Origin of the sequence: Paenibacillus sp. JNUCC-31, from assembly GCF_014844075.1 — a bacterium.
Classification (GTDB): Bacteria; Bacillota; Bacilli; order Paenibacillales; family Paenibacillaceae; genus Paenibacillus.
In genome coordinates, this window is the sequence record NZ_CP062165.1 from 5,124,061 (window position 1) to 5,145,239 (window position 21,179).

A 21,179-nucleotide genomic window follows, 5' to 3' on the forward strand; every position below is an offset into this window, starting at 1 on the left:
ATATATCGAACAAGTCCCTCATAACATGTACTAATCAAGTAGGGGTTCTGCTGTACGCACAATCCTGAAGTGAAAACATGTGCTAAAGGGGATGATGTCATGCGCCGAATATCATGGATGCTTGCCATGGTATTGGTCTTATCGGCCTTACTTGCTGCGTGCGGGAAGAAGGATGCGGCAGCCGTGGTCAAAGATCTGAACGAAGTCGTAGGAGAAATGGAAAGTTATCAGGGGGCAGGCATCATGACGCTGCATACCGGAGATACGCCGCAGCAGTACAAGGTCGAGGTATGGCATCAGAAGCCTTCGTATTATCGTATCGCGTTAACGAATGCCAAAAAGGATGTAACGCAAATTGTACTGCGCAATGATGAGGGGGTATTTGTCCTGACGCCGAGCCAGAACAAAAGCTTCCGTTTCCAGAGCAACTGGCCGGATAACCAGGGCCAGGTTTACCTCTATGAGACGCTGATCCGCAGCATAACAGGTGACTCGACCCGCCAGTTTGCCGATGAGAAGGAGAGCTATGTATTCGACGTAGCTGCCAACTATAATACACATGCATTGGTCAGACAGAAAATATGGCTGAACAAAAGCGATTATGCACCGAAACAGGTAGAGGTTTCGGATTCGAATGCCAATGTGGTCGTTGATGTGAAGTTCGATAGCTTCAAATTTGGTACCGAATTTGAGAAAGACGCTTTTGACATGCAGCGTAACATGACTGCAGCTACCCAAGATGGCAGCAAGGCTGGTAACTCAGGCGCTGCTCCTGCTGAACAGACAGGTAAGGGGGATGGTAAAGAGCCTGCCAATCCTCAAGCTGCACCAGAACAAGGTTCTGAAGCGAATCCAAGTGGAACAGTTAGTGATGGACAGACGGGTGTGAGCGATAACACGGATCAGCAAGGTTCAGAAGATCCGGCCAGTGGTCAGGGGACGGAAGAACCGACATCGGCCGAGCCGGAAGGTTCAGACAGCTTTGGAGTTATTCAGCCAACCTATGCACCGGAAGGTGTCAAACTGAAAGACGATCAGATCGTGGAAGGATCAGGAGACTATTCGGTAATGCTTCGTTATGAAGGAACATATAATTACACGATTTTCGAAGCAAGGCCGCAGGACAGAGCCGTGTCGCTTGCACCATCCAGTGTAGTTGATCTTGGGTTCACTTTCGGGATGTTGAGTGGAGATGCCTTACAGACACTTACATGGATGACCGATGGGGTGGAGTACCGAATTACCAGTGCAGATTTGCCTGTAAATGAGATGGTCCAAATTGCAACATCCATGCAGGAAGAGTCAGGGAAATGATTCCGAAAGTATAGTCGTCTTAACATGAGGAATGCTAAGAAGCATCGGAGATATTATCTCCGGTGCTTTATTGTATAGGCTGTGATCTTCCCTGTAAAATATCAGTGTTTTGTACCAATTCAGTTTAGTTGAATACAATTGTATCAACCTGCAACAACCTCGCGTAAGATGAATAAGAATGAATCTCTGTGCACTCAATAATGCAAAACAAATGCAAAACACGCTTCTACGCAGGAGGAACCGGGTAAATAATACCGTATAAGCAGATTAGTCATGTTATGGTGAGATGAATATCTCTTCATTTGTCTGGCTTATGGGTCTTATTCTGTGTTTTCCCCCGACTTCAGGATAACGCTCCTGTATGTGTTTTGGACTGCGGATCTTCAGCTCATTTGACAGTCACATGCTGGAGCATTACGATGGAGTCTGATGTGAGCCGGATTAAGATGACTAGAGAAGGTGACTTAACGTGCAAGAACAATATCGGCCGACCCAAGCGGAGATCAATTTGGATCATTTGTGCAGCAACGTAGAAGCTTTCCGCGAAGCATTGCCGCAAGGCATGAAACTGCTCGCTTGTGTGAAGGCAAACGCCTATGGGCATGGAGCAGTGGAGACGGCCAGAGAACTGGAACGAGTTGGCGCGGATTACTTAAGTGTAGCTTTTCTTGACGAAGCGCTGGAATTGCGACAACACGGGATTACGCTTCCGATTCTCGTATTGGGTTATACACCGCCTGAAGGTATCGCTGAAGCCTGGAAACATGATGTAACCATTACGCTGTTCAGCAGGGAAGTACTCGAAGCAATCCACCATTTGGAGACAGGTACATCCCAGCGCAAGCTAAAGGTTCATATCAAAATCGACAGCGGCATGGGCAGGCTTGGCCTGTTGCCTGGCGAAGAAGCTCTGGCTTTCATACAGGAGGTCGCGGCCCTGGATCAGGTGATGCTGGAAGGCATGTTTACTCATTTTGCCAAAGCGGATGAAGAAGACAAGACCTATACACTGGAGCAGTATCGACGGTTCCGAGACGTGGTTGAAGCGCTTCGGGATCAGGGATGTGTCATCCCGATTATACATACGGCGAACAGTGCCGCCGCCATTGATACACCTGAATTGTCCTATGATATGGTACGCGTGGGGATCAGTCTATACGGACTGTATCCTTCGCCAGAGGTGAACCATCAGGTGGTGAAGCTGTCCCCGGTATTGACACTGAAAACAAAGGCGGTTCTGGTCAAAACGCTGCCGCCCCAATGGGGTATCAGTTACGGAACCCGATATGTAACACAAGGGAATGAACGAATAGCGACATTGCCTATCGGCTATGCAGATGGATTTTCAAGAATGCTGACAGGTAAAGCCCAAGTGCTTGTACGCGGCCGCCGCGTTCCCGTCGTCGGTACGATCTGCATGGATCAGTGTATGGTGTCGCTACAATCTTTTGCAGAAGAAGCAGAAGAAATTCAAGCCGGCGAAGAGGTTGTTCTCATCGGCCATCAGTCTGACGGCGTTATAACCGCAGATGAAGTGGCCACCCAGCTAGGTACGATTCCCTACGAAGTGATCTGCATGATGGCGCATCGAATTCCACGGGTTTATACCCGTGGTGGAGCAGTAGTCGCCAGAATCAATCCTCTTTTGACATCCTGACAGGTCGACTGGACGCTATTTCCAGGAAACTTTTTTTCAGAACAGAAGGAAAACTGTCGGAGCATCTCGAATTATGAAGGATGACTGGGATGAAAAATCCTGAAAAGAGATGTTTGCTCTGTACGAATATTGTTCCCCGTGTTTATAATGGAGTACAGCATACTTGATATACTCGGGGCATATATATTCCTTTGTATAAAAGTTCTGGAAAAACGTAATACTGGTTCACAATGGCGAAAGGTTTGTGGGGGTGGAAGAAAGGTGGCCAACTTGCAGAACACCAAGCGGATCATGATCAGTTTGCCTGATTATCTTTTGCAGGAAGTGGATGGCATCGTAGCGCTGGAGAATTCCAACCGCAGCGAATTGATTAGGCAGGCCATGAAGCTGTATTTGACGGAGCGTAAGAAACGTTACATCCGTGAATCAATGCAGCGAGGGTACATGGAGATGGCGAAGATTAACCTCACCATGGCATCCGAGGCCTTTCACGCGGAGGAAGATGCGGACAGCACTCTGGACCGCTTAGTTAGCGGGGTGTAGACATTGATCGTAAAACGCGGTGATGTTTTTTTTGCGGATCTTTCTCCCGTTGTCGGTTCCGAGCAAGGCGGAGTCAGGCCGGTTCTGGTCATCCAGAATGACATCGGCAACCGGTTTAGTCCTACTTGTATTGTGGCGGCGATCACCGCCCAGATCCAAAAGGCAAAGCTGCCGACGCATGTGGAGATTGATGCGGCGGCACATGGCTTTGACCGGGACTCGGTTATTTTGCTCGAACAAATACGGACAATTGATAAGCAGAGGCTGACCGACAAGATTACCCATCTGGACGAGGAGACCATGAAACTGGTCAACGAAGCCTTACAGATCAGCTTGGGCTTAATCGATTTTTAAGGCAGCAGGCAGTTATTTCTTTGTTCTGCCGTGCTATCCGTTGACAATGGATGTTCCTTCACAGGAGCACACAATTCAGAACGCAATCACAGGAGCGTACTACAGCCTCACGGCGGTGGTGCGCTCTTTTGATTAAAGCTCCTTGAAAGCGTAGAACATTGAGAGGCTTTTCGTTATAATGATACCTGAGAAACCGTTTACGCCAATCGACATATAGAGGTGGAGGAGAAATAATGAGCATTTATATCGACCAGGGGAAACTTCAATTTCATCTACAGACTCAAAAGGCAAGCTATGTATTTCAGGCACTGCCTTCAGGATATTTGGTACATTTGTATTATGGCAAAAGACTGCGTGACACCGATCTGAGCTGGCTTCACGTGCGCAAAGAGCGTGCTTCGTTCAGTCCGAACCCGGTACCCGAAGACCGGACGATCTCGTTCGATACCTTGCCGGTGGAACTGCCGGTATACGGCACAAGTGATTTCCGTAATCCGGCCATCCAACTGGAGCTTGAGAATGGCTCGACAGTTTCGGAGTTTACGTATACAGGCCATCGATTGGTCAAAGGAAAGACAGCGCTTACTGGACTGCCAGCAACGTATGTTGAATCCGATGAAGAAGCAGAGACGCTGGTTATTGAGTTGGAAGACCGCGTTGCAGGCATCAAGATCGAGCTTTCCTATACAGCCTTTACGGCATTTAATGCGATTACACGCTCGATGCGTATCGTTAATGAGAGCGCTACCTCAGTGAATGTGGTGCGTGCGCTCAGTTCTTCTGTTGATTTCCCGCATGCAGATTATGAATTGTTGCAATTGTCAGGAGCTTGGACACGGGAACGGGATATCGTTCGCAGACCGCTTGCTTCAGGCCTGCAAGGGATTGAAAGCCGTCGTGGTTCAAGTAGTCACCAGCAGAATCCATTTATTGCGCTAATGACACCAGGCACGGATGAAGATCAGGGTGAAGTTTACGGATTCAGTCTGGTCTACAGCGGCAGTTTTACCGCACAGGCGGAAGTGGATCAATTCCACACCACCCGTGTGTCACTCGGGATCAACCCGTTCGAGTTCAGCTGGAAGCTGGAGCCGCAGGAAGCATTCCAGACACCTGAGACCGTTATGGTCTATTCGGATGCAGGACTGGATGGCATGTCTCAGTCCTATCATGAACTGTACCGGGAGCGTCTTGCACGTGGTCAGTTCCGCAATGCCGAACGTCCTGTTCTGGTTAACAACTGGGAAGCAACCTACTTTGGGTTCGATGCGGACAAGATCGAACAGATAGCTCGCGCTGGACAGAAACTGGGCATTGAGCTGTTTGTTTTGGATGATGGCTGGTTTGGACATCGAGATAGTGACAACTCCTCGTTGGGCGACTGGATTGTCGATAAGAACAAATTGCCACAGGGTCTGGATGATCTGGCGAACCGCGTAACAGGTCTGGACATGCAGTTCGGATTGTGGTTTGAGCCTGAGATGATCTCACCAGACAGTGAGCTGTACCGTGCGCACCCGGACTGGTGTCTGCATGTACCTGATCGTCGCCGGACGGAAGGTCGTCAACAGCTGGTGCTCGATTTCTCCCGTCAGGATGTACGCGATGAGATTGTACGCATGTTAACGGATGTTCTTGGATCTGCACCGATCACTTATGTGAAATGGGACATGAACCGGAATATGACGGAAGTGGGTTCGGCTTTACTTCCGGCAGACAGACAGCGCGAGACGGCGCACCGTTATATGCTCGGATTGTATGAAGTAATGGAACGCATCACTTCATCCTTCCCGAATATTCTGTTCGAGAGCTGTTCGGGTGGTGGTGGCCGCTTCGATCCGGGTATGCTGTATTACATGCCGCAGACGTGGACAAGCGACAATACGGATGCCATCTCCCGCTTGCGGATTCAATACGGTACGAGTCTTGTGTATCCGGTGAGTTCGATGGGTTCACATATTTCCGCGGTGCCGAATCATCAGGTGAACCGGATAACTTCCCTCGAGATTCGCGGCCATGTCGCGATGTCGGGCAACTTCGGATATGAGCTGGATTTGACCCGTTTTACAGAGGAAGAGAATGCTATCGTGAAGGCTCAGGTTGAGCTGTACAAGGAAATTAGGGGAACGATTCAATACGGAACGTTCCGTCGTTTGCTAAGTCCGTTTGAGGGGAATGAAACGGCCTGGATGTTTATTGCACCGGATGGCAGCGAAGCTGTTGTATTCTACTTCCGTGTGCTGTCCGAACCGAATGCACCGCTCCAGCGTCTGAAGCTGAAGGGTCTGGACCCTGATGCGGATTATCGTCTGAAAGGTGGCTCCGAGACATTTACCGGGGATGCGCTGATGTATGGCGGGATCTCGGTAGGAAGCGCATCAGGAGACTATCTGAGTGAATTGTTCCGGTTCGAGCGCGTCTAAATAAGTTGAACTACAGATTATTTACACGGATACTACGATGACAGAACAACCTTCCAATCGCTGTTATCCCCAGATTTTTTCGATTCCCTTTTCTCAAGGGGAAAATCCGGGGATAAAGGCGAACGCTTCGCTTTTTCAGGTTTTTTCTGTCCTCTCCGTCATCGTGTAAATGAGTAGTTTCACTTATTTAGAGTGCAGCTGCATATAAAGTCCTAATGAGCAAGACCGGACAGCGTCGCATTGACGTTTTTCGGTCTTTTTTTGACGTAATGGGGAAGGCTGGAGGAAGACGTAATTCTGTCAGAACTTGTATACCAGTGGAATGATGGAAATCTGGACGTGATTTTGTGATAATATAGGGTAGAGTGGTTGAATCAAATGGTTCAATCAAAATGTAATTACAGCAGCAAAGCTGCCCTGAAATGATTGTAACAAACGATTCAGGAAGGAAAGAGGGATTTATTTTGTCTGAACAGGAAACGGTTCTGGAACCCAATGAAGAAACAATAAAGGCGGAACGCCATGAACGAATCATCAAACAGGTAGCCAAGGAACTGTCACTGTCCTTGAAGCAGGTCCGCACCACGTCGGAGCTTCTGGACGAAGGCAATACGATTCCATTTATCGCCCGCTACCGTAAGGAAATGACTGGAGAGCTGGATGAGAACCAGCTGCGGCTCATTGAAGAACGCATCGTTTACTTGCGCAATCTGGAAGACCGCAAAGTGGAAGTCATCCGTATTATAGAGGAACAAGGCAAGCTGACCGGAGAATTGAAACAGTCTATTACTCAGGCAGTCAAGCTGCAGGAAGTAGAGGACTTGTACCGTCCGTTTCGTCAGAAGCGGAAAACCCGTGCCAGTGTAGCGAAGGAAAAAGGTCTTGAACCACTCGCTGTATGGATCTGGGGTCAACCGAAACAAGGCAATGTCCTGGAGGAAGCTGCTCGTTATATCGATGCTGAACTTGGGGTAGAGGATGCTGAGGCTGCACTTCAAGGAGCCCAGGACATTCTGGCTGAGAATATTGCAGATGATGCTGCTATTCGTGCCTGGATTCGCCGTTACACATTGGATCATGGCATGCTGACTTCGGAAGCGAAGGATGCCGAACAGGAGTCTGTATACGAGAACTATTATGATTATCGTGAATTAGCCAAAAAAATGCCTCCTCACCGTATTCTCGCAATTAACCGCGGTGAACGTGAAAATATTTTGAAAGTGGGTCTGGAAGTGCAGCCTGAACCGGCTCATCGTCATATGGAAGGACAAATCATCAAGGGTGCATCTGCAGTGCAGGACATTTTGCGTGCTGTGATTGAAGATGCTTACAAACGATTGATTGCCCCTTCGATTGAGCGTGAGGTTCGTGCAGAATTGACGGAAAAAGGCGAAAACCAAGCGATATCCGTATTCTCGGCCAATCTTCGCAACCTGTTGCTTCAGCCGCCGATTCATGGCAAACGTGTGCTTGGTGTCGATCCTGCCTATCGTACCGGCTGTAAACTGGCCGTGGTCGACGATACGGGCAAGCTGCTGGAAGTGGCTGTTACGTACCCAACGCCACCACATAACAAGAAGCGTGAAGCTGCCGAGGTTTTCCATCGGATGATCAAGCAGTATGATATCGGATTGATTGTTATTGGTAATGGTACCGGATCACGTGAAACAGAACAGTTTGTTGCCGAGATTATTCAGGAGAACGGGGACGAAAATCTCGTGTATCTGATTGTCAATGAAGCTGGGGCGAGTGTGTATTCTGCATCCAAGCTGGCCCAGGAAGAATTCCCGGATCTGGACGTTGCGGAGCGAAGCGCTGCTTCGATTGCCCGCCGGGTGCAGGATCCGCTGGCTGAGCTGGTTAAAATCGATCCCAAAGCCATTGGGGTAGGCCAATACCAACATGACGTATCCCAGAAAATATTGGAAGAAAGCTTGAAGGCTGTTGTGGAATCCGCAGTTAACCATGTGGGCGTGGATGTGAACACGGCTTCACCTTCACTGCTGTCCTATGTTGCGGGTGTAAATGCCACCATCGCCAAGAATATTGTAAAATATCGTGAAGAGAACGGCCGGTTCACGAATCGTCGCCAGCTGCAAAAGGTACCGCGTCTCGGTGCCAAAACCTATGAGCAATGTGTAGGCTTCATGCGAATTGGTGAAGGCGAGAACCCGCTGGATCGCACACCGATTCACCCTGAATCGTATAAGGTCGTTGACCAGCTCTTTAAGGAGCTTCAGGTTGCGCTGGACAAGCTGGGCAGCAAGGAACTGTCTGTGCTCCTGTCTGAGCAACAACCGGAACAGCTGGCTGTGAAGCTGGATGTGGGTGTACCTACACTGCGTGACATTCTGGACAGCTTGCAGCGTCCGGGTCGTGACCCGCGTGAGGAAATGCCGCTACCGATCTTCCGAACGGATGTGCTCAAAATTGAAGATTTGGTGGAAGGCATGGAACTGCAAGGTACGGTTCGTAACGTGATTGACTTTGGTGCCTTTGTTGACATCGGCATCAAGAGTGACGGACTTGTCCACATCTCACAGCTGAGTAACGGTTACGTCAAACATCCGATGGATGTTGTATCCGTTGGGGATAATGTAACGGTATGGGTGATGAATGTGGATACCAAAAAAGGCCGTGTCGGCCTCACGATGAAGAAGCCTGCTTCTTCTCAGCAGTCTTCCTGATCCAACATAAAAGATCGGAGAACAGCCTTCCCTGTATTGGGAAGGCTGTTTGTTGTCAGCTATAATACTACTGTTGCCCGTACTGTATTCTTCGAAGGAATTTTATGAAAGAAGTGAGAGCTTGAGGTGGACGAAAGAGAATGGCGTAAGATCTTATAGTTCGCTGTCCGCGCTGCGCGGGGTGCCACTTGTCGGTTTGTTACGATAAAAAAACCAGCATTCGTTTAGCAGCTTGATCTGTCTGCTGTCCTTTTTGTGAAATGCACGCATCAGTTGATTGCAAAGCCATTGAGGCAAGGGTATCTCCTCCTCTTGCATAATTCATCTGTACGTTAGCATATGTGGCAATAGCCTGGACTGTGCGGATTAACCTGTGAGTAACTGGGAAATTCGACACCAGAGAAAAAAGCGCAACCTCCGATTGGGGAGATGCGCTTTGGTTCCGTTTAAAATAAAGTCTATAAAGAATTAGAGCGATTCCATCTCTTCTTCATACCATTGCTCCAATTGGGCCTGAAGCGCCCGAATCTCAGTGAGCAAGGAAATTAATGGATAGTGTGTCTCGCGCAGTGCTGCGAAACTTTCTTCAAGGGCATTGATATAATCCAGACCGCCAATGATGGAGAGTTGCTCGTCCAGGAGATCAAGATTGTCACATTCAGCAATGGCCCAAGGCAATGCAGGCACATCTGCTGCGGTGAGTTTATCAATCTCTTTGTGCAGGCGCAGGTTAAGCGCACTGAGTTGGTAAGCGTAATCGGCAGGCATTTCCACAAACTGCAATTGCTGTTCCTGCTGCAGGATGACGTAGCGCATTGTAGGCATAACGAGTAATAATCTCCCCTCATACATTCTACTTGACAGTGTAGCCTACGAAACGGTTAAAATTCAAGTATTATAGTGGAAAAACAAATGGCCCAAAGGGTGTGAAAGGAAAGAAACCGATGGAAAATGAGGAATTGCAACAATGGATTGAGCAGGTGTCACTGGACCATTTCGGGGTTCCGTTCACTCACGAGGCACTGTTTAACCGCCGTCTGACCACTACAGGTGGGCGTTATATGCTCAAGAGTCACCGCATCGAAATTAATCCTCATCAGCTCGAAGCCTATGGGCGGGAAGAGGTTGAGAAGATCATCAAGCATGAGCTGTGCCACTACCATCTGCACATTCGTGGACGCGGCTACCAACACCGTGACCCTGAATTCAAGGCTCTGTTGCAGAAGGTGGGCGGTTCGAGGTTCTGTCAGTCCCTTCCGGATGGAAAGGGAAGAAAGCCATTACCCTATCGTTATAAACTGGTGTGCAAGAGCTGTGGCACGGAATATTTGCGTAAACGAAAAGTAGACCCGAAGAAGTACCGCTGTGGTCGATGTGCGGGCAAGTTGTTATTGCAAGAAATATAGAGGGGCATTTAGCATCAGCTAAAGGACGAAATGGGATCTGCAATGGATCTGCTAGAATTGTGTATTTGGGATGGTTCGTTATATTTAATATCCAGTTTATATCGATCTTAAGAAAGTTGTAATCTTTTTGGCGACCTTATTGTCATTATTTCATAGTAAGCTGGTGTAGTTGGGATCACCAAAAAAAGTAATGGCGTAAGGAGGGAACGAAGATTGGCAGAGTATAGGGTGCTTGTAGTGGATGACGATCCCGATATCCGCAACGCGATTGAAATTTATTTACGCATTGAAGGGATCTCGGTGAGTAAGGCAGCAGATGGGCAGGAAGCGATAAGAAAAGTCAGGGAAGAAGAAGTTCACCTCATTGTAATGGATGTAATGATGCCTAATCTGGACGGTATACAGGCAACTCTCAAAATACGCGAGAACTGCAATGTACCGATTATTATTTTGTCTGCCAAAACCGAGGACCACGACAAAATTCTTGGTCTGAATATTGGAGCTGATGATTACATAGCCAAACCCTTCAATCCATTGGAACTGGTGGCCAGAGTGAAATCCCAACTGCGCCGATTTACAGGACTTGGAACACAGCAAATCGACAGGGGCGATGAACAAGAAATTGAGGTCAGGGGACTGGTGCTTAACAATAGGAGGAAGAAAGTAACGCTGGAGGGTGAAGAGATTCGATTAACTCCAACGGAGTTTCATATTTTGAAATTGTTGATGGAGAATACGGGGCGTGTTTTTGCCATTGATGAAATCTATGAACGTGTTTGGAAAGAGCCGGCCTTTCAGCCAGAAAACACGGTGGCTGTACATATTCGCCGGATCAGGGAGAAGATCGAGTTTAATCCAAGAGAACCGAAATATGTAAAGGTGGTGTGGGGCATTGGCTACAAGATGGAAGGTTAATGTGATCCCCTATATGATTCGATTGGTTATGATCAGCTGCGGCACTCTCATGTTTTTTTATGTCATCTCACGAAGTTTCCAGAATATTGACTTTGTTTTTTGGGGCTGGGGTGTTCAGAGTGATCCGTCTTTAATCATATGTTTGTTCCTGATCGCTGTTTTATATGTGTATAGAAACCGATTTCCACTGCCTTCGGAGAGTAATTATGTGAAAATGAAGAATTGGTTGTCGGTCAGATTGGCTATGGATGTACAAATATTGCTTTATTTTGTCATCGGTCTACCGTTGTTCTATGGAACGGTTCTTGTCATGCAGGGGAATGGCGTGCGGATTAGCCAACATGAGTGGATCAACGATATTGTCATGTTTATATCTGCATTTCTTTTGTCATCCGTGCTGCTCTGTTTTGCTGGGGAGTATGGTAGGGCGGGGATTCGGATGATCGCGGATCGAGCGGCGCTTCGTCAGACCGTCAATGAATTATGGTTAAGCACGACGATCCATATGATGCGGGATGAACTGAAACATGCGACCCCACCTGAAAATAGGATCCTCAAAACACTCATCGTTTGGTCTGTATCTCAATTCGTATTGTTGATCATTGCGTTCGTGGTAGAGGAATTTAGATTTCCAATTTTGCTGCTGATCGTGGCGTGCAGTGTGATTATTCTGGGTCAGATCGTGCGAATCATTCATGGTTTGCAAGGCTTAACACAAGCAGCTTCGGCCATGGCTTTGGGACGTATGGACGTTCAGCTTCCCCAGCAGACATACGGTATGCTGGACCAGCTGACGATACATATGAACGGCATGAAACAAGGAATTCAGCGTACCGTCGAAAAAAGAGTGAAAAGTGAGCGAATGAAGTCGGAGCTGATTACCAATGTTTCACATGATTTAAAAACACCGCTGACCTCGCTGGTGAGTTATGTGGATTTGTTAAAACGTAATGAAGGTACTGCCGAGGAAAAGGCAGAATATATTGAGGTGCTGCAACGCAAGACGAAGCGGCTGAGTGTACTTGTTGAAGATTTATTTGAGGCGGCCAAGATGGCCAGTGGAGATGTGGAGCTTCATCTGGAGCAGGTTGATGTTGCAGCCTTATTACATCAAGCCTTGGCGGAATATAGTGAGTCTATCGTACAGTCTGGTTTGATTTTCAGAGTAAGTGACAGGAATGGTCCGATGTACGCTCAGTTGGATGGAAAACGTACATGGCGTGTATTCGAGAATTTGCTTGGCAATGTCACTAAATATGGAATGAAGAATTCAAGGGTGTTCATTGAATTATCAGAAGATGATTCGTATGTGATATTGTGTATCAAAAACGTTTCTACCTATGAAATGCAGTTTGCGGCAGATGAAATTTTTGAACGTTTCAAGCGGGGCGACCATTCCCGGAGCGCGGAAGGGTCAGGACTGGGTTTATCCATTGCGAAAAGCATTGTTGAGCTGCATGGAGGGAGAATGAACATCAAGATTGATGGCGATCTGTTTAAAGTGACGGTCCATTTTCCAAAATGCACTCGGCAGAAGCAATAAAATAATCATCGTGACCGACTTTTCTATGCACTCGAATGAGAGATGCAAGGCTTCTAAGAAAGTCACTCGGGCATGTTGACTTGGCTAATTAATCATGATAAATTAAATTTATTCAAGATTAATATTCCCTGATAGCTCAGTTGGTAGAGCACTCGACTGTTAATCGAGTTGTCACAGGTTCGAGTCCTGTTCGGGGAGCCATTTCTTGGAGAGATACCCAAGTGGCTATAAGGGGACCCTCTGCTAAGGGGTTAGACTGCGTAAGCGGTGCGAGGGTTCGAATCCCTCTCTCTCCGTTCTGAAACACTTCTCTGCAAAGGGATGAGAACCTAAAGGTTCGTCGAAGCATACACTTCGTAAGGAATACATCGCAGTCTCGAATGAAGTGAGAGTATCCCTCTCTCTCCGTTCTGACTACAAACATAATCCCCATTCGTATGAACCATTAACGGTTTGTGAGAATGGGGATTTTTGATGTTTCGTCTTTTTTGCCAATGAACAGGATTGCCTTATAATGAAATGCCCAGCACTTCATATAAACCCTTCTTGCCTGCTTCCGTGACTTCAACCGCCCGACTGCCTGGCTTCTGGTGGGTCCAATCCAGCTCGGACAAGCGGCGCCCCAGTTCGTCTCCCAGTAAACCGGAGATATGGTGGCGACGTTCACTCCAGTCGAGGCATTTGCGAGCTAGAGTACGGCGTGATCCAGTTTTCCCTTCAAGTGTAATGCCAAATGAATTAAACCATTGAACTCCTTTCGCTGTAATTTGGTAATCCTTGGACTGTTCATCCTCTGATTCTTCGAGATAACCTTCTCGTAATAAAGCTTCGCACAACGCTATCCCCAATTTTCCGGCCAGATGCCCGTAACAGGTTCGAGCAAAGCTCAGATGTTGAAGTTGATTGGATTGTTTGAGAGACCTAACCTGTACAGGTGGGGCAATACTGCCCATCGTTTCAATCAAAAAAGCGATTTCCTTGCCCGCCAGACGGTAGTACCGATGCCTGCCTTGACGTTCAACCACAAGCAACCCGCCTTCGACCAGCTTGGCAAGATGGTTACTCGCTGTTTGGGGTGTGACACCAGCCATATAGGCAAGTTCACCGGCGGGCAGCGCTCTTCCATCTAGTAAGGCTTCGAGAAAAACAGCACGACTCGGATCAGCGATTAATGACGCAATAACAGTTATATTCGGATATGCATTCATATTTCGATGATACCTGAACTATTAGTGTATTACAATCGAGTCAGGCTCATCCACATGGGTCAGATTTAAGCTGTGGGAGCCGAATGAATGGAAACAGGAGTGGAGCAAATCATGAAGCACGAACACCGTAGAGAACGATCTGCCAAGGGGCAAGAGATGAATCAACATGAAACGATTAATCCAAGTATTTTATATTATGGCACCCCCGTATTGTTACTGAGCACATTAAATGAAGACGGATCGACCAACTTGTCCCCATTGTCCTCGTCGTGGGCGCTGGGAGATTGTCTTGTGCTTGGGTTGGGTGTTCAGGGCAAGGCTTATGAGAATCTGAGCCGACACCCCGAATGTGTTATTAATTTGCCGGACGCTTCCATGTGGAGGCAGGTGGAATCCTTGGGACGTTATACGGGTACATATCCGGTTCCCGAGGAGAAAAGACAAATGGGCTATAAATTTTGTTCCGAAAAATTTGAAGCCGCTGGGTTGACCGCTCAAAGTTCGGCTCTGGTTCAACCTGAGAAAATAGCGGAGTGTCCGCTTCAGATCGAGGCTTCCGTGCAGCACATCCGCACACCGGAGCATACGCCTTTTATGGCCGTTGTTGAGGTGAAAGCACTGAAGGTACATGCACATAAGACGCTTATATCTGGATTGAACAAAATTGATCCGGCGAAGTGGCACCCGCTAATCTATAATTTTCGGCATTATTATGGATTGGGGGAAAGACAAGGGGAGAACTTCCGCGCTGAATAGGGACAGGTATAAGTTAAAAGTATAGATGCATCCTATGTAATCCGGAATATATAAGTGGGGGCCATTGGGTCTTCACTTTTTTCAGGTACCTTTTGAAATGGATGAAAGAATGCCACGAATGATTATTGTTTTAGTTAAAGAATGGGTAAATTGTAAAGAAAGATACATGTAAGCATATACATAAGAGAGGTGATGTGCGTGGAAATGGAATACTTGATGCGTGTACTCATAGCTGGCATATGCGGCGTTTTGATTGGATATGAGCGCAAGAACCGGATGAAGGAAGCGGGAATACGTACTCATTTTGTTGTCGCTGTGGGTGCTGCATTGATGATGATTGTATCCAAGTATGGCTTTCAGGATCAGGCAGGCTGGGTTAATCTGTCGCTTGATCCCTCCAGGATTGCGGCACAGGTGGTCAGTGGGGTCGGCTTCATTGGAGCCGGGATGATCTTTACACAGCGCCATACGGTCCGGGGATTGACGACAGCTGCCGGAATCTGGGCGACTGCCGGGATGGGACTGGCCGTTGGTTCCGGATTGTATTGGACAGGGGCCGGGGTGACGCTGCTTATTGTATTGGCCCAGATGCTGCTGCATCGGCCGACACGCTGGTTGGTATCCGCGAGAACAGAGACGTTGACGATTCGTTTGCTGCAGGAGGGAGATACACTGAAAACCGTTTTGGCTTTGCTGGGACAGGAAAAAATATCGGTGATCGGATTCAAAACAGAACAGCAAATAAGCACAGACTCCAAAGAGGAGACTGTGCTTGAATTCACGTTGCAGCTGCCGGGTTCATACCGGGGTGAGCAATTGATTATTTTATTGCAGGATATTTCTCATGTTCGTTCCGTTGAGATGAGGTGAAGCCAGGTTATCGCTAAGTAGCTAGATCGCTAGGTCCTAATACCGAACCATTACGAAAAGCGATTACTGACCGCCTTCAACAACGGACTCCGGCTGGGAAACAGGCTTTCCTTCAAGAACACAATGAATGGCATGGGCGACACCATGTTCCACATTAGTCAATGACACCGCCTTGGCAAGCGCCTTAATTTCCGGTTCTGCATTGCCCATGGCAATACCGAGCCCTGCCATTTTCAGCATGGATACATCATTGAAATTATCACCGATGGCAGCTGTATCTTCCATGGAGATGTTCAAATGCGCAGCCAGTTTGGTTAAGGCGTTACCTTTGGATACATCAGGATGCTGCATTTCGAAGTTGTGTTCAGAGGATACCACCATGGCTACATCGGAGCGGGAGGCAAAGTATTGGCGTCCTTGCTGCAATTGTTCCGGGTCCAATGAAAAGGCCATAATATTGTAAATGTAAGCTTCAGAAGGAATCTCCTGATGGGAGTTTACGCGGTGGTAATCTTTCTTGTCATAGTGCTTCTTAACGGCGCGAATGAGGCGTTCAATGTCCTCCCCGGGACTTGAACCCAGAATGCGGTCCATCTCAGCGAGCATCGCCTCATGGCTGCTAATGGGGGCGTATATACCTTGTTGTGTTGAGGCTTCGTAGTAACAATGATGATCTTCCAGCCATTGCATCACCGATGCGGCCGTTTCTCGCTCAAGCGGAAGATGGAACAGGCGTTCACCGTTGGCATCATGGATGGTAGCTCCGTTGGAGCCGATGACTGGCGTGTGAATTCCGCCTTCGCTGCTTATCGTTAATACGTCGGAATAGACCCGTCCTGTAGCGATCGTGACCTTCAATCCTTCTTGTTGTGCCTTATGGATTGCGGCTGCATTTTCCGGGCTGATCCGGCTGTCTCTGTTCAGTAACGTTCCGTCCAAATCGGTAGCAAATAATTTCATATGTTACAACTCCTTTTCAATTGTAGGTTCAGGAATGAGGATCTCAACCTGCTGTTCGGCTAGAAAGGTTCGCCAATCTTGGGAAGGCCATTGATCTGTGATTAACACATCCACGAGTGACCAGTCTGCAAAACGATAGCCATAACGCTTATCAAACTTGGAATGATCAGCAAGTACAATAACCTGTTTGGCGGCCTGCATCATTTTGTGTTTTATTTTTCCTTCTTCTTCAGAAGCACTAAAGCCGTCCATCGTAATTCCGCCAATGCCGATAAAGGCTTTATCTACATAATAATGGGAAAGAGTTTCAATAACTGAAGTACCATAGACATAACGCTGTTCTTTATCGACTTTACCGCCCAGCAAACGAATCTCGACAGCCGTGTGATTGGAGAGAAGATCAGCTGAATAAATGGAATTGGTGAGGACCGTACAGGACTTGCCGTTCAAATTTTCGGCACAAGTCTGCACTGTAGTGGAAGAATCCAGGATGATCTGTTCACCTTGGCGGACGATCGCAGCGGCTAGCTTGCCAATAGCTCTCTTTTCATCTGAAATGTGAAGCAGACGATCTTTGTACGATCTGTGCTCAACGGGTGGAACGGGGAGAATTGCACCGCCTCGGGTTCGAATTATCGCATCTTGTTCTTCGAGTTTGATCAAATCCCTGCGGGCCGTATCCCGGGAAACGTCAAACAGGGATACAATATCATCAGCTGAGATGCGACTGTGCTTGCGCAGATGTTCGATGATCAGCTGCATTCGTTCTTCCTGAAACAAACGTGATGCCTCCTTGTACGTATCTAACCGTGATTATTATTTACTTACTGTTCATTCAATTATAAGTAGTAATAATGAAGTTTGCAATATTATAAGTGAATATAAGTGAAGTTAAGTTTTTTGATCTTGATTTTACAATTTACGATGATTATGATGATAAATATGTGAAAGAGAAATCATTAACATTATGGGGGAGAGAGCAAAAAAAAAAGAGGGCAAGAAGTAGTTGGGAAATAAATATTAAAAAAAGTGTTGCATGTTTCGATTCGCCTATGATATACTCATTCTTGTCGCCAAGAAAGACAACTTGTTAATAAGGCCCGTTGGTCAAGGGGTTAAGACACCTCCCTTTCACGGAGGTAACAGGGGTTCGAATCCCCTACGGGTCATTATCTTCACCACCTCAGGGATGTACAATCCTGATGAGGAATCCTCAAAAAGTCATAGCTCCTATACAAAAGAGTTACGCATGGCACATCCGGTGAAGTTACAGCAAGAGCCATTAGCTCAGTTGGTAGAGCACCTGACTTTTAATCAGGGTGTCGAAGGTTCGAGCCCTTCATGGCTCACCATTTTCACAATTGAATATGCGGTCGTGGTGGAATGGCAGACACGCTATCTTGAGGGGGTAGTGGGTGTATACCCGTGGAGGTTCGAGTCCTCTCGACCGCATCACAGCAACAAGCGTTATAAGATAGACTCTCATGGTTATCCGTGGGAGTCTATTTTTGTGTTATGCGAAATAGCAGAACGTATTTCTGGGATTAAAAGGCTGAGGATTCAGGGAGGTTGTGGTATAATTTAGGTACATGCAATGATTATTACGGTTGGAAGGCGGTTCTGTATGCAGTCGATCTATGAGCGAATTGAACACCTGATTGCCGAACGAGGAATGACCAAGAAGGCTTTCTGCCAACAGCTGAAGATCAGCACAGGCAATCTGGGTGACTGGAAACGCGGTAAATCTATTCCGAGTACGAATAAACTAATTGAGATTGCTTCGTTTTTTGATGTGAGCCTCGACTGGCTCATGATTGGGCGTCCATCCAAGGAGGCGATGGTGCGGGAAAAACGGGAGGATTATTTTTTTGACGTTTTGCGGCAATTGAATTGCCAAGAAAGCGAATTATCGACTGTGGAGCAGTCTTTTATCAGTGAATATATTGAATTTACCCGTTATCGCAAATCCAAGGAAAGCAGAGATTCAAGCGACTTTCGTTACAAGGGAGAAGATAATCCCAAAGGGGACGAGACGTTGTAGTGCAAATTTAGTGAAAGTTACATCTTGACTGGACCATCTGGATATATAAAAAACCTCTGAACAAATCCGAAACCCGTCGGAAATTGTGCAGAGGTTCTTTGTCTTTTAAACTCGTTGCAATATGCAATTCCGAAAGTTAGTCCGATATACGTATAGCTTCACTTGCGGAATGTGAGGCTTGGTTTGCCCAAAAGGGTGGGACGAAGGGAATTCCAGATCCGAAGGCATTGCTCTTGAAGTTCCCAGGCTGCCATGCCGAGCAAACGAACACCAATCCCGCCTGTAGCGAGTAAACTGGCTCCGGCAAGCATGCGGCCATCTGGTGGCAAGGTGGACCGTACAGATTCCAATTGTGCTGCGCCCAATCCAGGGGCGATCATCCACAAAGCAGCAGCATGAGTATAGCCCATTAACGCTGCGGGTGATTTCGGATCGTCGGATTCTGGTTCGAGTCCGAATCGATCCCATACGGCCAACTGCTTCCCATGCCAGATTTCTGTCAGACTGCGATAGCGCTTGAACTGAAAGGCCTCACCCCGATGAATCCGTCCAGCGGACCAGATATCCGCGTATGCAAGTACTGCTTGTTCTCCTAGCTCAAAGGTCGTGGTGAGTGCAGAGGAGCTGCCTTTGAATGGAATGACGCATTCGGGAAAGTACTCCAGTACCGCTCCTTGTTCCAGTCGAAAGTGATGGTTCACAGACGACGGAACAGTAGGTGTGGGATGGAGCCTCGTCGCTGATGTGCTGCTTAGCATGAGGTGGGTGTTCTGGCCCAACTGCCAATCGGATCGATAATGATCACCGTTCAGCACACCTGGGGAAACGTCTGAAGTATATACACATAATTCATCTCCGCCACCCGGAGGCCGAAAGGATCGACTGAACCGGAGAGGGGCGCTGTAATAACGATCCGTCATGACGGTGCGCCCGCCTTGGAGGGCAAGTGAGGCCCTGAGCTCGCTGCGGCGTATCACGGCCTCTCCAGCACTGCGGTTCGGTCCAGATTCAACTCCATCATGTAAAGGGGAAGATGAATTAATGGCTGTGGGTCGTGCCGTGTTCATGGGTGTGCGTAAGCAGATGCGCAGCGGAAGCATCGTCATCCATATATTGATGTTCAAGCCAGTGTACGATCTCGGATACCCCTTCGCCGCTCATCAGGTTCGACATCACATAAGGGCGCCCTTCACGTACCCGCTCGGTATCATTCTTCATGACTTGCAGACTTGCGCCAACATAAGGCGCGAGGTCAGTCTTATTAATAAGTAATAGATCTGAACGAGTGATGCCTGGGCCGCCTTTACGTGGCAGTTTTTCCCCTTGAGCCACGTCAATAATGTATATAAAAACATCCGCCAGTTCCGGACTGAAAGCTGCAGACAGGTTGTCACCACCGCTTTCGATAAAGATCAGCTGCAGATCCGGGAAGCGTTCAATCAACTCATCAACGGCTTCGAAATTCATGGAAGCATCCTCTCGAATAGCGGTATGCGGGCATCCGCCTGTCTCTACACCGATAATACGTTCCGGTTCGAGGGCATTCTGACGCAGTAAGATTTCGGCATCTTCCTTCGTATAAATATCATTGGTAATCACGGCCAGACTGTAACGTGTACGCAGTGCCTTGGATAGTTTCTCCACAAGGGCTGTTTTCCCTGAACCTACCGGCCCGCCGATCCCGATTCGCATCGGGCGACTCCGATCAAATATCTTGCGTTCCCATTCTGCATGATGCGTATGATTAGCTCCTCCACACATAACAAATTCCTCCTTGGTTTTGAATTAATGTCGTTAGGACATGAACAGACGGGCTGGCAGGCTCTCATGCCGCATGGCATAGATTTCCTGGGCAATACCGAAGCTGTGCATATCTTCCGGTTCGTTATTCCGGATTCGAGACCATTCAGAGTCAATATCATTCAAAAGTTTCTGGATCAGCATTTGTGCTTCAGTTTGCCCGATGGGTAGAAGACGCAGAGCGCCGTTTACATAAGCGTTAACAGAGGTGTACAGATGTCCGGTGACGGCTTCGTCTAGTCCGATTTCCAGCTGATAATTGATGTAGCCGTGAATAGTTGTAATGCCGCAAAAGGCACCGTGTTCCTGTACGGCTTCATCAATTAGTGAAAAGTCCATCCATGGGTAAAGTGATCTCGCAAGCTTGAGCAATCGCTTCCCCATTTTGTGCCCACTTTCCCGCAGTTCCCTGGGTGTCCGCTGGGCATGTACACGTTTGTCGTAAAGGGCGAGCAGGGCAGCATTCTGTTGCTCAATAGCCTGGTAGACACCTTTGATGGCGAGGCCATCGAGCCGCACGAGGCTGGAATGAAGCTGGCTGCGAATAAATTGTTCAAGCTGGGCGGTGGTTTTTATCGTTCCATCATGGGTGTATGCCTCCAGACCGAACGAGTGGGAGAACCCGCCGATGGGCAGGGCCGAATCCAGCAGTTGAACATAACGGAGTAATTTCATGCCGCTGTGCATCATCATGCGTGCCCC

Annotated in this window: 20 protein-coding genes and 5 tRNA genes; 17 read left to right on the forward strand and 8 right to left on the reverse strand. The window is 47.8% G+C overall.

What is annotated here, in order from left to right; translation table 11 throughout:
• Positions 1-99: 99 nt before the first annotated feature.
• The 6 genes from JNUCC31_RS22140 (at position 100) to JNUCC31_RS22165 (ending at position 8,978) form a co-directional block, all read left to right on the forward strand.
• Positions 100-1,314 carry an outer membrane lipoprotein-sorting protein gene (locus JNUCC31_RS22140; protein WP_192264803.1) on the forward strand — a complete coding sequence of 405 codons (1,215 nt, stop codon included), beginning with the start codon at positions 100-102 and terminating at the stop codon, positions 1,312-1,314.
• Between the two features lie 469 nt (positions 1,315-1,783).
• Positions 1,784-2,971 carry an alanine racemase gene (gene alr, locus JNUCC31_RS22145; RefSeq protein ID WP_192264805.1) on the forward strand — a complete coding sequence of 396 codons (1,188 nt, stop codon included), beginning with the start codon at positions 1,784-1,786 and terminating at the stop codon, positions 2,969-2,971.
• 261 nt (positions 2,972-3,232) lie between these two features.
• The gene (locus tag JNUCC31_RS22150; RefSeq protein ID WP_024630715.1) at positions 3,233-3,514 is read left to right on the forward strand and encodes a CopG family ribbon-helix-helix protein; all 282 of its coding nucleotides are present in this window, start codon (positions 3,233-3,235) and stop codon (positions 3,512-3,514) included.
• 3 nt (positions 3,515-3,517) lie between these two features.
• Positions 3,518-3,868, forward strand: a complete 351-nt coding sequence (locus tag JNUCC31_RS22155; RefSeq protein WP_024630714.1) for a type II toxin-antitoxin system PemK/MazF family toxin — start codon at positions 3,518-3,520, stop codon at positions 3,866-3,868.
• Positions 3,869-4,101: 233 nt separating this feature from the next.
• Complete coding sequence (locus tag JNUCC31_RS22160) at positions 4,102-6,291, forward strand: alpha-galactosidase (protein ID WP_192264807.1); 2,190 nt, start codon at positions 4,102-4,104, stop codon at positions 6,289-6,291.
• Between the two features lie 464 nt (positions 6,292-6,755).
• Positions 6,756-8,978 carry a Tex family protein gene (locus JNUCC31_RS22165; protein ID WP_228469182.1) on the forward strand — a complete coding sequence of 741 codons (2,223 nt, stop codon included), beginning with the start codon at positions 6,756-6,758 and terminating at the stop codon, positions 8,976-8,978.
• Between the two features lie 153 nt (positions 8,979-9,131).
• On the opposite strand, the gene cmpA is transcribed toward JNUCC31_RS22165, so the two are convergent.
• Together cmpA and JNUCC31_RS22175 are read right to left on the reverse strand one after the other, a co-directional pair.
• Positions 9,132-9,275: a cortex morphogenetic protein CmpA gene (gene cmpA, locus JNUCC31_RS22170; RefSeq protein WP_090808144.1), complete on the reverse strand. Its 144-nt coding sequence runs from the start codon at positions 9,273-9,275 to the stop codon at positions 9,132-9,134.
• Positions 9,276-9,446: 171 nt separating this feature from the next.
• The gene (locus tag JNUCC31_RS22175) at positions 9,447-9,803 is read right to left on the reverse strand and encodes a hydrolase/acyltransferase (protein ID WP_192264810.1); all 357 of its coding nucleotides are present in this window, start codon (positions 9,801-9,803) and stop codon (positions 9,447-9,449) included.
• Between the two features lie 119 nt (positions 9,804-9,922).
• Here JNUCC31_RS22175 and JNUCC31_RS22180 point away from each other — a divergent pair, with 119 nt between their 5' ends.
• The 5 genes from JNUCC31_RS22180 to JNUCC31_RS22200 all read left to right on the forward strand — a co-directional run bounded on the left by JNUCC31_RS22180 (position 9,923) and on the right by JNUCC31_RS22200 (position 13,138).
• Entirely contained in the window at positions 9,923-10,384 is a 462-nt protein-coding gene (locus JNUCC31_RS22180; protein WP_192264812.1) for a SprT family protein, read from the forward strand.
• A gap of 213 nt (positions 10,385-10,597) precedes the next feature.
• Positions 10,598-11,299 carry a response regulator transcription factor gene (locus JNUCC31_RS22185; RefSeq protein ID WP_192264814.1) on the forward strand — a complete coding sequence of 234 codons (702 nt, stop codon included), beginning with the start codon at positions 10,598-10,600 and terminating at the stop codon, positions 11,297-11,299.
• Positions 11,277-12,842, forward strand: a complete 1,566-nt coding sequence (locus JNUCC31_RS22190; protein ID WP_228469183.1) for a sensor histidine kinase — start codon at positions 11,277-11,279, stop codon at positions 12,840-12,842. The genes JNUCC31_RS22185 and JNUCC31_RS22190 overlap by 23 nt, the downstream gene beginning before the upstream one ends.
• Before the next feature lie 125 nt (positions 12,843-12,967).
• Positions 12,968-13,043 (forward strand) — tRNA-Asn (locus JNUCC31_RS22195).
• Positions 13,044-13,049: 6 nt separating this feature from the next.
• Positions 13,050-13,138, forward strand: a tRNA-Ser gene (locus JNUCC31_RS22200).
• Between the two features lie 213 nt (positions 13,139-13,351).
• On the opposite strand, the gene JNUCC31_RS22205 is transcribed toward JNUCC31_RS22200, so the two are convergent.
• A complete protein-coding gene (locus tag JNUCC31_RS22205) occupies positions 13,352-14,050 on the reverse strand; it encodes an ArsR/SmtB family transcription factor (protein WP_192264816.1) in 699 nt (232 codons plus the stop codon).
• Between the two features lie 156 nt (positions 14,051-14,206).
• Between JNUCC31_RS22205 and JNUCC31_RS22210 the strand changes: the two genes are divergently transcribed.
• A complete protein-coding gene (locus JNUCC31_RS22210; RefSeq protein WP_062324012.1) occupies positions 14,207-14,806 on the forward strand; it encodes a flavin reductase family protein in 600 nt (199 codons plus the stop codon).
• 204 nt (positions 14,807-15,010) lie between these two features.
• A complete protein-coding gene (locus JNUCC31_RS22215) occupies positions 15,011-15,676 on the forward strand; it encodes an MgtC/SapB family protein (RefSeq protein WP_416234454.1) in 666 nt (221 codons plus the stop codon).
• Positions 15,677-15,739: 63 nt separating this feature from the next.
• On the opposite strand, the gene JNUCC31_RS22220 is transcribed toward JNUCC31_RS22215, so the two are convergent.
• Both JNUCC31_RS22220 and JNUCC31_RS22225 read right to left on the reverse strand, forming a co-directional pair.
• Positions 15,740-16,636 (reverse strand): HAD family hydrolase, encoded by an 897-nt coding sequence (locus JNUCC31_RS22220; RefSeq protein WP_192264820.1) that lies wholly within the window; start codon positions 16,634-16,636, stop codon positions 15,740-15,742.
• Between the two features lie 3 nt (positions 16,637-16,639).
• Positions 16,640-17,416 (reverse strand): DeoR/GlpR family DNA-binding transcription regulator, encoded by a 777-nt coding sequence (locus JNUCC31_RS22225; protein ID WP_192264822.1) that lies wholly within the window; start codon positions 17,414-17,416, stop codon positions 16,640-16,642.
• 317 nt (positions 17,417-17,733) lie between these two features.
• Here JNUCC31_RS22225 and JNUCC31_RS22230 point away from each other — a divergent pair.
• The 4 genes from JNUCC31_RS22230 (at position 17,734) to JNUCC31_RS22245 (ending at position 18,677) form a co-directional block, all read left to right on the forward strand.
• Positions 17,734-17,805 (forward strand) — tRNA-Glu (locus tag JNUCC31_RS22230).
• Between the two features lie 107 nt (positions 17,806-17,912).
• Positions 17,913-17,988 (forward strand) — tRNA-Lys (locus JNUCC31_RS22235).
• 17 nt (positions 17,989-18,005) lie between these two features.
• A tRNA-Leu gene (locus JNUCC31_RS22240) sits at positions 18,006-18,088 on the forward strand.
• 172 nt (positions 18,089-18,260) lie between these two features.
• Positions 18,261-18,677: a helix-turn-helix domain-containing protein gene (locus tag JNUCC31_RS22245; RefSeq protein WP_192264824.1), complete on the forward strand. Its 417-nt coding sequence runs from the start codon at positions 18,261-18,263 to the stop codon at positions 18,675-18,677.
• Between the two features lie 158 nt (positions 18,678-18,835).
• On the opposite strand, the gene JNUCC31_RS22250 is transcribed toward JNUCC31_RS22245, so the two are convergent.
• From JNUCC31_RS22250 to JNUCC31_RS22260, 3 genes are read right to left on the reverse strand one after another with little or no spacing between them, the layout of a single operon-like run.
• Positions 18,836-19,744, reverse strand: coding sequence for an urease accessory protein UreD (locus tag JNUCC31_RS22250; RefSeq protein ID WP_228469184.1), 909 nt, complete (start codon positions 19,742-19,744; stop codon positions 18,836-18,838).
• Complete coding sequence (ureG, locus tag JNUCC31_RS22255) at positions 19,716-20,438, reverse strand: urease accessory protein UreG (protein ID WP_192264829.1); 723 nt, start codon at positions 20,436-20,438, stop codon at positions 19,716-19,718. The genes JNUCC31_RS22250 and ureG overlap by 29 nt, the downstream gene beginning before the upstream one ends.
• A 33-nt stretch (positions 20,439-20,471) precedes the next feature.
• Positions 20,472-21,170, reverse strand: a complete 699-nt coding sequence (locus JNUCC31_RS22260; protein WP_192264831.1) for an urease accessory protein UreF — start codon at positions 21,168-21,170, stop codon at positions 20,472-20,474.
• Positions 21,171-21,179 lie beyond the last annotated feature (9 nt).